Source organism: Rhizobium sp. BE258 (assembly GCF_031457345.1).
Taxonomy (GTDB): domain Bacteria; phylum Pseudomonadota; class Alphaproteobacteria; order Rhizobiales; family Rhizobiaceae; genus Rhizobium.
Genome location: NZ_JAVDWL010000004.1, coordinates 716571 through 730502 on the forward strand (window position 1 = coordinate 716571; position 13932 = coordinate 730502).

13 protein-coding genes are annotated in these 13932 nt (G+C 59.1%); 5 read left to right on the forward strand and 8 right to left on the reverse strand.

Translation table 11 applies throughout. The features are described 5' to 3' along the window. Positions 1-33: 33 nt before the first annotated feature. Positions 34-717, forward strand: coding sequence for a CBS domain-containing protein (locus tag J2X43_RS18065; RefSeq protein WP_310295910.1), 684 nt, complete (start codon positions 34-36; stop codon positions 715-717). Here J2X43_RS18065 and J2X43_RS18070 read toward each other — a convergent pair. The 7 genes from J2X43_RS18070 to J2X43_RS18105 form a co-directional block, all read right to left on the reverse strand. Then, positions 690-1022: a hypothetical protein gene (locus tag J2X43_RS18070; RefSeq protein ID WP_310295911.1), complete on the reverse strand. Its 333-nt coding sequence runs from the start codon at positions 1020-1022 to the stop codon at positions 690-692. The two genes, J2X43_RS18065 and J2X43_RS18070, sit on opposite strands and share 28 nt — an antisense overlap. Positions 1023-2090: 1068 nt before the next feature. Next, on the reverse strand, positions 2091-2399 hold the full coding sequence (locus J2X43_RS18080) for a metalloregulator ArsR/SmtB family transcription factor (RefSeq protein ID WP_310295912.1): 309 nt from the start codon (positions 2397-2399) through the stop codon (positions 2091-2093). Between the two features lie 70 nt (positions 2400-2469). Further along, complete coding sequence (locus tag J2X43_RS18085; RefSeq protein ID WP_310295913.1) at positions 2470-3981, reverse strand: globin-coupled sensor protein; 1512 nt, start codon at positions 3979-3981, stop codon at positions 2470-2472. Between the two features lie 242 nt (positions 3982-4223). Continuing rightward, on the reverse strand, positions 4224-4448 hold the full coding sequence (locus J2X43_RS18090) for a hypothetical protein (RefSeq protein WP_310295915.1): 225 nt from the start codon (positions 4446-4448) through the stop codon (positions 4224-4226). Positions 4449-4791: 343 nt separating this feature from the next. Further along, the gene (locus J2X43_RS18095) at positions 4792-4962 is read right to left on the reverse strand and encodes a hypothetical protein (RefSeq protein ID WP_310295917.1); all 171 of its coding nucleotides are present in this window, start codon (positions 4960-4962) and stop codon (positions 4792-4794) included. A gap of 34 nt (positions 4963-4996) precedes the next feature. Next, positions 4997-5497: a chemotaxis protein CheW gene (locus J2X43_RS18100; protein WP_310295919.1), complete on the reverse strand. Its 501-nt coding sequence runs from the start codon at positions 5495-5497 to the stop codon at positions 4997-4999. Then, complete coding sequence (locus tag J2X43_RS18105) at positions 5497-7269, reverse strand: PAS domain-containing methyl-accepting chemotaxis protein (RefSeq protein WP_310295920.1); 1773 nt, start codon at positions 7267-7269, stop codon at positions 5497-5499. Before J2X43_RS18105 ends, J2X43_RS18100 begins: the two co-directional genes overlap by 1 nt. A gap of 905 nt (positions 7270-8174) precedes the next feature. On the opposite strand from J2X43_RS18105, the gene J2X43_RS18110 reads away from it, so the two are divergent. The 4 genes from J2X43_RS18110 (at position 8175) to J2X43_RS18125 (ending at position 13023) form a co-directional block, all read left to right on the forward strand. Then, complete coding sequence (locus J2X43_RS18110; RefSeq protein ID WP_310295922.1) at positions 8175-8909, forward strand: autoinducer binding domain-containing protein; 735 nt, start codon at positions 8175-8177, stop codon at positions 8907-8909. A 349-nt stretch (positions 8910-9258) separates the two neighbouring features. Next, a complete protein-coding gene (locus tag J2X43_RS18115) occupies positions 9259-9759 on the forward strand; it encodes a molybdopterin-dependent oxidoreductase (protein ID WP_310295924.1) in 501 nt (166 codons plus the stop codon). Then, the gene (locus tag J2X43_RS18120; protein WP_310295926.1) at positions 9759-11954 is read left to right on the forward strand and encodes an ATP-binding protein; all 2196 of its coding nucleotides are present in this window, start codon (positions 9759-9761) and stop codon (positions 11952-11954) included. Before J2X43_RS18115 ends, J2X43_RS18120 begins: the two co-directional genes overlap by 1 nt. Positions 11955-11964: 10 nt before the next feature. After that, positions 11965-13023 carry an HD domain-containing phosphohydrolase gene (locus tag J2X43_RS18125; protein WP_310295928.1) on the forward strand — a complete coding sequence of 353 codons (1059 nt, stop codon included), beginning with the start codon at positions 11965-11967 and terminating at the stop codon, positions 13021-13023. A gap of 357 nt (positions 13024-13380) precedes the next feature. On the opposite strand, the gene J2X43_RS18130 is transcribed toward J2X43_RS18125, so the two are convergent. After that, on the reverse strand, positions 13381-13707 hold the full coding sequence (locus J2X43_RS18130) for a hypothetical protein (protein WP_310295930.1): 327 nt from the start codon (positions 13705-13707) through the stop codon (positions 13381-13383). Positions 13708-13932: the final 225 nt, after the last annotated feature.

The window sequence follows — 13932 nt, forward strand, 5'->3', positions numbered from 1 at the left end:
TTCAATCGCCTCCACAGACCAGGAGGCAAGGTGATGCTGGCCAAAGACATAATGACGTCCCCCGTCACGACAATAGACGAGGGGCACAACGTCAGACAAGCGATCGAGATCGTCAACGCCAATAAGATAGGAGCCGTGCCCGTCGTTGACGCAGAGGGAAGGCTGACCGGAATCGTGACCGAAGGCGACCTGATCCGGCGCGTGGCATCTTCCTGGACAAGACGTTCCGTACCACACACGCGTGACAGGGCGGACGCGCTTGCAGATTATCTCAAAGCCAGGAGCTGGCGCGTCAAGGATGTCATGTCGTCACCCGGCATCGGCGCCACGCTCACGTCTACCGGGAGCCAACTTGCCGAACTCATGCTCGCTCACGAAGTCAAGCATCTGCCAGTCGTCGAGAATGGCAGGCTAGTCGGCATAATCAGCCGCAGGGACCTGATGCGTGCACTGCTCGAAATTCCAAAAGACTGCACCGCTACAGGAGACGACGCTGTTGCCACGGCCGTACGCAGCCGGCTGCAAGCCGAGCTAGGGCTCATGCCGGCGAACGTCAAAGCTGCAGTGGTCGATGGCGTCGTAACGCTTACAGGCGAGGTCGAGTCTGAGCTCGAGCGCGAAGCCGCCAGGGTCGCTGCTGAAAGCGTCCGAGGCGTTGTAGGCGTCGAGAACAGAATCACGATTGCCTATCAGATGTTGAGCCGCTTCCGGTCGTAAAAACGATGCCAGAGGAACTTCCGAAATGATCGCGGCGTCACCGACGCGACGTTGTACTCGCCGCAGTGATCGATGGACGCAACGGGAAGTGAGATGACGGCAGCCGGGAGGGTACTGTCGTCCGCCGCATTGCTAGAAGAGATCTGAGTCTCTTTAAAAGGTGAAGCAGAGCAACCGTCCATCGGGGACTTGTGCTTGGAAGCGATGTAAGTCGCCGCCTCCTCGCCGTGAAAGCGTTGCTTGAAAGCTGCCTGACCACGAAGATTGAAGATATGCGTTTTTGGATCCTGTCTGAGCGCGTTCAAACAGCTTCCGCCAGAAGCCGCTCTCCGTGAATCCCCTAGCGGCGATGGCGGCAAGTGGCGACAGCCCAGCGTGACGCGTGCGTGTCCCTACTCACGAAAACGCCTGCTGCGAATTTCGTGAGACTAATCTCTGCATGGGTGTCGTTCCGACGAGCTTGCGTTTGAAGGCCGCAGTGTATCCCTTCAAAATGCCGTCCTCGAATATCGGATGGAAATCCAGAAGGGCGATGGGTGAACCTCCTCGATCCAGGATGACGAAACGGCGCATGTGAGGCGACAGTTCGGCGAAGAAAGGCTGGTTTAAAGCGCATTTCCCGCCGACTGACTATCCGCCCCTCGCGCCAGTGTCGGACACCGCCTTGATCTGGTTCACCTGCGTTTTTTGTCCCGTCGCACTCAAGGGCGTATGCCCTTGATAAGCAGAACGCCGTACGGCTTCGGGATTTGGCGACACGGATGCTCGCCTGAGGGGACGGCCAGTCGTCATTCGCCGAGCGACAAGGCGTTCAAGGTTGATTTCGAGGCTCAAGCCTTTGCCGCCACCGGAAGCCGGAATGGCGCGCCCAAGCGGTTGAAGGCGTTCATCGCGGCGATCGTGATCGTCAGGTCGACGAGATCCTTGGTTCGAAGGCTGACGCCGCTGCCGCATGAGCCTCGTCCGAGGCGTAGGTCTGGCTAACGTTCGTTCGGCGCTCATTACGTGTCAGGTCAGCAGAGGCCATTGATGCGGGATATCGATATAAGTCTTGGCTGACGGCAGCATTGCATGGATAGGTCGGACTGGCGGGATCTTGTGACGACTTTTGCAAGTCTCGGCGCAAACATGCCCCGCAACCAACGATTCCGATTTATCCCCAGTATAGACAGAGCCCTCGTAGGGATTTTGCGTTTGGTCGGGTGCCCCCAGGAAAGCAATTGGCGACGCTGTGGGACAAAGAGCAGCCGAATCCCGCGGCCGAAAACATTGGTCTTTCCACAGAATGACATATCAAACAGCGCCGCCCGAGGTGTGGTCGCTTGCCTGCACTTCGCAACGAACTCGCCACATCCCCGATGGTAATCGGGACATCAGAATCCAAACAACGACATCTGGATTCCGTAGGGAAACAGGATCTTGTTCACCAGTGACAGTGCCTTCTCACTGCGTTGGTTCGACAACGAATAGAATATCGTCCGGGCGTCGCGGCGTGTTGCGACGAGCTTTTGCCGCCTCAGGATGGCAAGGTGTTGGGAGAGCGCGGATCGGCTGAGGCCGACGCAGGCCGCCAGTTGCTTGACCGATGCTTCGCCGTCAGCGAGCGTTCTCAGAACGGCGAGGCGGTTGGAATTGGCAAGCGCTGACAGGTAATCGGCCAGTGCGGTATCCTCAGCGATCATCGAATTTACTCCTCGTTGGGGGATGTCAGAACTATGCGCATTCGATTGCAGTGGTCTTTCATGGCGACCGTCAGCCGAGAGATGCCCGCCTTTGCATCGTCACAACCTCGGCTGGGCGCCCGGCCGACCTCGTCTTGAACTCGCCGACAAGGACGGCGAGTTCGTCGCCGACGCCGAGCAGTCCCTGACAGGAGGCGCTTGTCTCTTCCATCAGCGCCGCGTTTTTCTGGGTTATCTGATCCATCGACCGAACGGCCGCGTTGATCTCGCCGATACCGGTGGCCTGCTCGCGCGCCGATTGCGCGATGGCGTCGATGGTGCGGTCGATTTCGGTGACCCGGTTTCCGATCGAGGAGAGGGCATCACCCGCCTTGCCGACGAGCTCGACGCCGCGGCAGACGTCATCGCCGGACTGCTCGATCAGGTCCTTGATTTCGCGGGCGGCGACGGCCGATCTCTGTGCGAGTTCACGGACCTCCTGTGCGACGACTGCGAAGCCCTTTCCCTGTTCGCCGGCGCGTGCAGCTTCGACGCCGGCGTTGAGCGCAAGCAGGTTGGTCTGGAACGCGATATCGTCGATCGCGCCGATGATGTCGGTCATTCGCTGTGACGAGGACTGGATCTTCTGCATCGCTGCGACGGCGTGCCCGACGACGGCGCGTGATTGCTCGGCCTCGGCGGTCGAATCTCTGACGATCTTCTGAACCTCCTTGGTGCGGACGGCGGCCTGATCGGCAATCGTGGTTATCTCCTCGATCGCGGCGGCACTCTGTTCGAGCGCCGAGGCCTGCCGCTCGGTTCTCTGGGCAATGTCATCGGCAGCCTTCGAGATATTTCTGGCTTCGGCCCTGACCCGCTGAACAGAGCCATCGACACGCTGCATTGCGGTTGCCAGCGCCTCGACTGACGTGTTGAGGTCGGTCTTCAGGCTGCCGAATTCTTCGGCAAGTTCGGTATCGATCCGGGCGGTCAGATCGCCTGACGCGAGTTTCGAAAGCGCGTGAGACAGGGCACTCAGAGCCTCGTCCTGGCGTGCCTTGGCAGCCTGCCGTTCCTGTTCGGCTCGATCCCGCTGGGCCGCGAGGACATCGAGATAGACGGTGATGCCGTAGTCCATATCGATCAGCGCCGCCTTGATGACTGCACTGAGACGCCTCTGCAGCGAGGCCGATTTCTTCCGGGTCAGGAGCCCGCTGAGTTCCTTGGCGATCAGCGAGCGGACAATACCATCGAGGATCAGCGCGTAGCCGCCGATATACCATCGCGGCTCCAGCCCCAGACGGGCGTGCGTGCGGCCGACCGCGGAGACGGCTTCGACATAATCATTGTCATAGCGGCCGGTGGTGATCGCCTCCCAATGTTTCGCCTGGCGCGATTTGGCATGTTCGACATGCCCCTTGTCGGAGAAAAAGCGGGAGGTGAGCGGGTGGGTTGTCGCCTTGGCATAGAAGATCTCGAGCGCCGCCGAGACTGCCGATGCAATCACCGGCTTGGTCTCCAGCAGAGCGCGGCGCGCGTCCTCGTCCAGATTGACGAAATCCAGTCTGTCGTTGATGTCGTTACCAGTGTTCGTGCGGGTCATGGTGCCTCCTAGTTTGAGGCGAGGTTGTGCCGAGATGGTTAATAGTCAATTATAAGTTACCCCTAAAATTAGGGTTGTCACATTTAGGGGGGCCGCTCCGGAGCGCTCGCCTCGCTCGAAGGGATGGCTGCAGATCACGGCCGGAAAGAGGCAATTCTAGGAGATGCCACCCTTGATGACGCGGAGGCCGGCAAAGGTTCGCGCCTCGATGATGCTGATGATCGCAGTGGCTCAGTTGGCGATCACCACATCCGACCAGCGCTGCGTTCTATCATCTCCCGCCCAGGGAGATGCCGGTCCCTGTAAACGGCAAGCATATCCGCCAATGCGTTGGGCGACTCTGCATGCACTGCAGCGATGATCGCGATGGCGCGGAAATGAGCGCGCATCCGCTCTTCAAGAACTTCGACGCGTTTGACGAGTTGTGGATAGGGGAGCTGTTCGCTTGCGCGGTCATGTGCATTCATCGCGTTTTCTTTTGCTGTGAAAGCATTTTCCGGGCGCGCCCACCCAAGATGGGCCAGGTATTTAATGAATGCCTTAGCGTTTCAAAGGTTTCGAAAATAATGAGGATGCATCACTGCACTTCGATGGCGCGCAGGAATTGCGGGGAGGATAATCCGGAGAGGCTCTGGACGGACTGATCCTGGATCCGTTGCCCTATCTTGACACGGGAATGTCCCGACCCGCGAAGCAAACACTATCGCAGTCCCGCAACGGTCTCTTTGATCGAGGCCAAGAATGCTTCGCGTCAAGTTGGTGCCACGTCGCCGGGGTGGTGAGGAGGGGCGATGGCCGCCCCTCTCATGTTCACTCGGTACAGTCGGTCTCTATGTCCCGGCCGATCGATCTGAGATAGCCCGAGATATCCGCGGTCAAATGGCGCCGGGGCCCGAAGTCACGAAGGATCGCGCGAACGACTGCGGCCTCGGGGCCCTCACCGGGCTCGCCGATATAGTAGCCGGTGCCAACGGCCCACATATCGCATCCCGCCTCGAGCAAAGACTCGACAAGGTCAATGGCTTGCGGCGAAAAGCGGGTCATCTTCGAAGCCGTCTATGGAGCCATCGCCGGCGAACATCGCCGAAAAGTCGAGGAAGCAGGTCATCGTCTCCGCCTGAGCGATGACGCCCCTGGCGAATTTCGTGTCGAAGCCGACAGCGATCTTCGGGACAGGCTGGATCTGCTTTTCGTCGATGGTCAGGATGTCAGATACCCGGTCGACGACGAAGCCGATCATTGTCGAGTCGACGTCAGCGACGACGATTGCACAGCGTTCGTTGCCCGGATTGGCACCCATGCCCAGCCTGCCGGCAAGGTCGATGATCGGGATGACACTTCCGCGAAGGTTCATCACACCGAGGCCATCGGTAGGCGCATGGGGGATCGGTGTGCAGGCAGACCATCCCCGAATTTCGCGCACGCTTGTGGTCCGGACGCAAAATGCCTGGTCACGCAACCTGAAGGCAATGATGTCGACGGCGGCTGTGGAGCCGGTTTCGGTCGTGGAGTTCATCAGAAGTCCTCCCATTGGGCGACGGCGGCATTGCCGTTGAACGCACGCGACAGATCCCGGCGCAGCTGGCGCGCCGGCGATCTCGTCTCTTGAAGCGGTTCGGCTTCGTGAGCGAGGGCGGGCGCGTCATTGCCGACCTTGAACTGCGAGATGAGCCGGAACAGCGATTGCGCCTCACCGGCAAGGCTGTGCGAGGCCGCGTTCGATTCCTCGACCATGGCGGCGTTCTGCTGCGTTCCCTGGTCCATGGTATTCACCGCCACATTGATCTCGCGCAGACCGATTGCCTGTTCACGGGCCCCCTCGACGATCGCCGCGACATTGGTGTTGATCTCCTGGACCTGAGAGACGATGCGCTCGAGTGCCTGTCCGGTCTCTGCCACCAGCTCAACTCCGGACTTCACCTGATCAGTAGACTGGTTGATGAGCGCTTTTATCTCCTTGGCGGCGGTGGCAGAGCGCTGCGCGAGCTCCCGGACCTCCTGCGCCACGACCGCAAAACCTTTGCCGGCTTCCCCGGCGCGGGCCGCCTCAACACCGGCGTTGAGCGCCAGGAGATTGGTCTGGAACGCTATATCGTCGATCACACCGATGATGTTGGCGATTTCCTTGGAGGACTTGTCGATGGCGCTCATCGCGTCGATTGCACGGCCGACGACAATCCCGGATTTTTCGGCGCTTTTCTTCGCATCGCCGACGAGGCGTCCAGCTTCTTCGGCGCGGCGGCTGGAATCGGCAACCGTCTGCGTGATCTCATCGAGCGCGGCTGCCGTTTCTTCGACCGAGGCAGCCTGCTGCTCGGTGCGCTTGGAGAGGTCATCGGCTGCAGAACGCACTTCGGCCGATCCGGAGGCGATCGCCCTGGCATTCTCGCCGACATTCTTCAGGGTGTCGCGCAGTCTGACTGCCGTAGCGTTGAAGTCCTGACGAAGCCGGTCAAGCGAAGGAATGAAGGGCTCGCCAATTGCGGCGCAAAGATCGCCTTCCGACAGCTTCTGAAGACCGGCGCCGAGCTCGAGAACGTTGTTGACGCGCCCGGTTACATCCGTTGCAAATTTGACGACCTTGAAGACCTTGCCATCAAGCCCGAAGATTGGATTGTAGGAGGCCTGAATATAGACGGCATTGCCGTTGCGGCCGAAGCGCGTGAACTCTTCCGCCATGAACTCGCCGCCACGAAGACGTTCCCAGAAACGGGAATATTCAGCCGTACGGATATATGCGGGGTCGCAGAACATCGAGTGATGCTTGCCCTGGATTTCAGACCGCTGGTAGCCGAGCGTGTTCAGGAAGTTTTCGTTGGCGGTGATGACTTCGCCGGCGGGCGTGAATTCGATAACGGCCTGGGCGCGTGAGAGCGCATCGATCTTGCCGGCATCTTCGGCGGCTTTCAGTCTGGTCACCGTGATGTCGGTTGCGAATTTCACGACCTTGTAGGGTTTTCCGCCACGAAGGACGGGGTTGTAGGACGCCTCGATCCAGACGTCGCGGCCGCCCTTTGCGATCCGGCGGTACTGCCTGCGGTCATACTGGCCGCCAGCGAGCCTTGCCCAGAAGTCACGATAGTCTAGTGAAGCGCTTTCAGCGGGATCGACGAAAATGCGGTGATGCTGGCCGACAATTTCGGCGAGCTGATAGCCGAGAACGGCACAGAAATTCTCGTTGGCAGTGAGAATGCGACCGGTGAGATCGAACTCAATGATTGCCTGCGAGCGATGCATAGCCTGCAGGACGCGCTCCGCGTCGGAGGCGGGGATGAGCGGTAGTTTCATGTTTCTCCTCCGGCTCGCTGCATCGTCTGGGCATGGATCTTCGATCGCTGCCGCAGTGCGGTAGACGCAGGGAACCTAGCTGGTTTCGCCGATGTTCGACGGTGGACGTTCGGTTGACTTACGGCGAGAGACTCTCTGCTGGGGCGACATCCGAAGCCGTTGAAGGTGGCCAGTCTGTCTAAAGTCGCTCGCTACCCCATAAATAGGAGGGATTTGTTGATGAAATGTGAATTCGAATATTCAAAGATGAGCAAATGTGCGGTTTCGAGATTTTCGCTCACTCGACCGCCTGAGCGCTGCGGTGGTCAGCAGCTGTGTGCCGCGCAACGCTTCGCCGCCGAACACCGGTCGGGCGTAAGCAGGAAAATTGATAAATGTCAGATGTTTAGATGAGACGCTGGAATATGCCTCAAGCGGTCCGTCATCGGATGGTAGGCGATTTGTTTGTGCCTTGATCTCTGATCAATAGGTGTCGCAGGAATTTGAAAAAAGGCGAAAAACGGCGGTCTTCACCAGCTCGAAGACCCCGTCATCTACAATCTGCCCCCTGCCTGGCACTGATCGGAGATCTACCGCTAAATCTCCTGGACCAGTCTTCAACGCCGATTGCGGTATCGCAGAATGTTCGTTCAACCGATGGTCTACCTTTGAGGTTTAAATCTTAAGTTCGAGTTAATTTGCGACGCCAAGGTTTAGTGATCGATGATATTGATCAACCCGCAATAATCTGGTGGTTTCGCGAGGTGACTCGAGAGGAGGGGGCTAACATGTCGTAGCGGGCGTCATTTGACCAATGGCCACTCCTGCGGCGCGACCCGCGGGTTTCCGCCGAAATCCTTGTTAAGCTCCAGTTAATGCTCGAAAGCCATAACTGGGATAACCCCGCAACTATCGAGTGCTTAGCAATGCCCGTCAGCGCCCTTTCCGTTCTCTCGCCAGATGCCCTGGACGACTATATCGATCTGCGGTCCGTGCCGAAGCATCGCTATTTCGGTCAGAACGATATGATCGATCGGCTGCGCAAGGCCGTGCCCTTCGACTACATCTTCATTTCGGGTCTGGATGTCGATCACTACCGGTTCGGCCAGGGCTTTTCCATTGATACCGATCTGCCGCCGGCCTTCATTGAAGCCTATATGGGCGATAAAATTCCTCAGATCGATCCGTTCGTCCTTGCTGCAAAGTCATCGACAAAGGTTGTCGTCGAGAGCGAGGTCTATGCCAATTGCGAGGTGCCTCAGAGGCTTCTCTATCTGCAGCGGACATTCGGGGTCTTCAACCGGACGATCGTGCCCATCTTCCGCGACGAGGTCGTCTACGGAGCTGTCGGCTATACGCGCCAGACACCTTTCGACAAAGATGAGATCAATTTTCTGGAACTCGTCTCGGAGGCTGTGCACACCGCTTTCACCAAGCCGTTGATGGAGCGCTACGCCGCTGAACAGATGCGGCTTTCCAAGGGTGAGATGGCGTGCCTTTCCCAGGCAAGCCTGGGGTTGACGAGCGAGGGTATCGGCAAGGCGACCGGCTATCAGCTCGAGACCGTCAACAGTTACATAAAGTCTGCAACCAAAAAGCTAGGCGCTGCCAACCGGACGCAGGCCATCGCCGAAGCGATCCGGCGCCGGCTCATCGCCTGATAGGCAATTGCCTTCTATTTCCTGGCGGCAGCTGGCGATGTGCGGCGGCACATCGGCGGTATTCATGCGCGTAGAGCTTTCATTTACTTTGTCGCTCACCGTTTTCTTAACGCTGTTTTTCCTTCGCACCCCATAATCGGGGTTCTATTTAGATTTTGCTTTATCAGATTTATGAAATGTGAAGGAATCCTCCCTAGTTTTGGGGTGTCCGGGCATCACTGCCTAGGCTGACATGATGTCGGCAATGACCTGACACGCATTCCTGCGTTCCAGTGCATCGGACGCCGCCCTCAAGGCATGCCGTCGTGACATCCAGCGCCAATCGCCGCTGATCTTTCAAGGTGTTTACATGCGTCAGCTTCTCACTTCGGTGGCATTCGCCGCCGTCGCCCTCCTCCCCATGCCTTCATTCGCTCTCGATGCCCCCAAGGGCGACGTCATCTTGACGATCACCGGCAATCTCGATCATCCCAATGTCGATGGCACCGCGCAGTTCGACCTGCAGATGCTGGAAGCGCTGCAAGGCCGCTCCGGCAGCATGGAAACGCCCTGGACGACGGGCAAGGTGGAGTTCTCGGGACCGCTTTTCCGCGCCGTCCTTGATGCCGCCGGTGCGCATGGCTCGGATCTCAAGCTCGTTGCACTGAACGACTATGCGGCAGACGTACCGTTCGAGGATGCCGCCAAGCTCGACACCATGCTGGCGACACGCATGGACGGCCAAGTCATGTCGATCCGCGACAAGGGCCCTGTCTTCCTGGTTTATCCCTTCGACAAGGACGGCTCGCTTTACAACGAGAACTATTTCTCGCGCTCCGTCTGGCAGATCAAGGCGATCGAGGTGAAGTGATGCCTGACGGTGCCCGCGCAAACGGAGACGTGATCAGGAAGGTCAGCAAGGCCACGGCACTGCTGCAGGCTTTCGCGATGGTCCTTCTGATCGGGCTCATCTACCTCATGTCGGGCATCTATCAGCGATATGAAGCTCTTCAGGACGGCGTGCGCGAGAACGCGCTCTGGTCGGTCTATCAGCTGGACCGCGAAGCACGCCGCCTGAATGAGGAAGCCAATATCATGCTCGCCACCGGCGATTTCTCATCGAAGGCCGCCAAAGCGCTTTCCACCCGATATGACATCCTCTACTCGCGCATGAGCATTCTGAAGCGGGCGAATTTCGACCTGCGGCTTTCCGAAGATCCTCAGCTTGGCGAAATCGTCAAGAAGATCGAGCCGCTGGTGATGTTCGAAGCCTCCTGGTTCGACGCGCTGGCCAAGGGCAAGTCGATCGACAGGGACCGGCTGCAGGGTTTTGCGGACGATATCGCGCCGCTGGTCAAGAATACGGAAGCGCTGCTGACGCAGGTCAACAACAAGGTCAGCACCGACCGCGCCGAAGCGCGCGACGCATTGCAGATGCTGCAGATCAAGACCGGCGCCCTGACCGTGGTGCTTGCCGCCAGCGTCGGCTTCCTCGTCTTCAGTCTTCGCCGCCAGCTCCGGTCCGTGCGCTCGGCTGGTCTTGCCTTCGAAGGCCTGGTGCGGGAATTGCGGGAGGCCTATTCGAGTGCCGAGGCCGGCAATCGTGCCAAGTCGCAGTTTATGGCAACCATGGGTCACGAAGTCCGCACGCCGCTGAATGCCATTCTCGGCACCGCCGAGCTGCTTGAACTCGGCGACCTCCCTGACAAGGCCAAGATGGGCGTGCAGACCATCCGCCGGTCCGGCCAGACGCTTCTGGAGATCCTCAATGAAATCCTTGATTTTGCGAAGATGGAGACCGGCCGCATCGATGTCAGCCTGGCGCCTGTCAATATCGTCGAGGTGGTCACCAGCGCCGTCGAAATGATGCAGGACCGGGCCGCCGAAAACGGCGACACGCTGGTAGCCGATATCGGCGATGCCGGCGCCGCAGATTGGATCCTCACCGATGCCACGCGCGTCCGTCAGGTCGTGCTCAATCTCCTCAGCAATGCAGTGAAGTTTACGTCTGATGGTGCCGTCGTGCTGAAGATGACGCGCGGCATGAGCGAGGGAACGCCTGTCATCCGGCTCGCGGTCAGCGATACCGGCATTGGCATCGATGAGGCCGGCCAGGAAAAGCTGTTCAAACCGTTCTCGCAAGTCGATGCAACGATCAGCCGCAAATATGGCGGCACCGGTCTGGGCCTCACCATCTGCAAAGAGATCATCGATGCGCTCGGCGGCACGATCGGCGTCGCCAGTGTCACCGGCGCGGGTAGCACGTTCTGGTTCGAGATTCCGGCCCAGCCGGTTGCTGAGGTTCTGCCCGTGGCAGGCGGACCGCGCGACAAGGGTCCTGACGCGAGCAGCCTGCCGCCGCTGCGGGTTCTGCTGGTCGAGGACAACTTGGTCAATCAGCAGGTGGCCGCTGGCTTTCTTCGCCATCTGCATCAGGATTTCGTGGTGGCAAGCGACGGCCTCGAAGCGGTGATGGCGCTGTCGGAGCGGGATTTCGACTTGGTGCTGATGGATATGCAGATGCCGAACATGGACGGCATCGAGGCGACGCGCCACATCCGCCAGATGCAGGCGCCTGTCTGCAACATTCCGATCGTTGCGATGACGGCGAATGCCTCCGACGACGACCGCAGTCTCTGTGTCGAAGCGGGAATGTCCGATTTCCAGTCAAAACCGCTGACGCTTGCGCAGCTGGCGGCCGTGATTGCGGGGCAGCGCCCCGGTGAGCCATCGGCTCCTGATCGCAAGCCGACTGTCGAGGTCAAGGTCAACGACCGGCAGCGCGAACTGATCGAGGTCCTCGGCGAGGATGGTCTTGCGGAGCTGCTCGACAGCTTCTTTTCGGACGCCGTTTCGATCCTGTCGGGGCTCGCCGTTGCCCTCAGAGAGGGCGATCCCCGGACGCTCGACCGCATGCTGCACAGCCTAAAGGGCGCGGCCGGCAATGTCGGGCTCCAGGATATCGCCGACCGTGCGCAGCGCCTGCGCGAGGCGCCGGTCGATCAACATGAACTGCTTGAGATAGCCAAGGCCGTTGATGAGCAACGGCAGGCCTATGCAGCGTAAGGAGGAATGGATGCGAATTCTACTTGTCGACGACAATCAGACCAACCTCGTGCTGCTTTCGAAGCTGGTCTCCAAGCTGCCGGGTTGCGAGGCAATCTCCTTCCTCGACCCGTCTGAGGTTCTCGCTGCCCTGCCGAAGCTGGAATACGATATCGCCGTCATTGACTACCAGATGCCCGGATACAACGGCGTCGAGCTGCTGCGCGAGATCGAGATGTTCGAGCGCTACCGCGGCAAGCCGGTGGTGATGATCACCGCCGACACCGATATGGCGACCCGCATGGCATGTCTTGATGCCGGCTCGATCGATTTTCTCAACAAGCCCGTCAATCCGCTGGAATTCCGGGCGCGGATGAGAAACCTCATCGCCCTTGTCGATGCACGCAACAAGCTGGCCGACAAGGCCGAATGGCTGCGCGAGGAGGTCGACAAGGCGACCTCTGAGATCCGCGAGCGGGAAGAAGAAATCATCGATCGCCTGTCGATCGCTGCCAGTTTTAAGGACGCTGAGACCGGCCTCCATACCAAGCGCGTCGGCGAATATTCGCAGCTGATCGCGCGTGCCCTGGGGCTCTCGGTCCAGGAATGTTCCGACATCCGCCTTGCTGCCCCCATGCATGACATCGGCAAGGTCGGCATTCCCGATGCCGTTCTGCTGAAAAAGGGCAAGCTGACAGAACAGGAGTTCGCGGCCATGCAGAAGCACACCCTGCTCGGCTGCGATATCCTGCGCGAATCCAAGTCCAGCCTCCTCCAGCTTGCTGCTACCATCGCTGCAAGCCACCACGAACGCTGGGACGGCCAGGGCTATCCTCGCCGCCTGGCCGGAGACGAAATCCCGATATCCGGCCGAATCGTCGCCGTGGCCGACAATTTCGACGCCCTGACGACGGCACGCCCCTACAAGGAAGCCTGGTCGGTGAACCAGGCCGTCGATCACATCCGCGACAGATCGGGCTCCCAGTTCGACCCCGATTGTGTCCGCGCCTTCGAACAAGCCCTGCCGGCGATTCTCGCCGCCCGCGATGCCTTGCAGGATGGTGTGCAGGTGTTGCAGATGAGCGCTTAGGCAACACCTGCGTGAGGGGTGGAAGCAACCAGCCTCTGGCCCGTTGGTACCTTTCTCAAGGTCGTCCAGGTAATGTTCACTGGCCTAAAGGTTCTCGTCCTTCCTAATCGGCGACATAGCTATGAAGGTGCGTCCAGTGGAACTGCGATTGGCGTTGCGAGGCTCGATTCCGCCCCGCAATCCCAGCATAGCCTCGATAGACGGCATGATATGTCGGTCTGGAAATTCTTGAGCCGGTACAAGTATGTCGACTAGGACTGCTAAGGCAGCCCCACCGCCCGATCATTGTCTGCGGGCCATTTATTTAGGCAAAGAAAAAGGCCGGAAAATCCGGCCTCGTTCTCGATCAAACGAGATTTACTGATTGTTCTCGCCGCAAGCTACACCTTGGGGAGTAGCATCGCTTTTGCCGGCCTGCGTTTGCAAAGCGCCCTTGGTGTTCGAGCCGTCCTTACAGTCTGTCGAGTTCTTATTCATGGTACTGTTGGTCGTGGTGGAATCTGTGCTCATCGGCTTCATCATCTTGGTTCCGGAGCTATCGCTGCTGCCAGCGCCGCCGCCGGCATCTTCATTGGCGTTCTTGTCCGTCGCCATATTGTTCGGAACGGGATTGGACTGAGCGTAGGACATTGAAGTCGCCATGCCGAGTGCGAGAAGCGATGCTGCCACAAGTTTCATTTTCATAGGGTTTCCTCCTTCAGGAATAGTTTTCATTTGGTGACAGGAAGCAAACCTACGTTCATCCCACATGTTCCCACTACGCGATCACTAAAGTTTTACGGAACTCTCGACTTATCTCAATTCAATTTTGGCGGCGTAAGCCTTCCCTCCTTCGGCTTTAGCGCCATTGGGAAGCGCGCTCGCCAGGGGGCGCGTTCTGCTTAGCTTTGGATCTCGCCAACGACAACG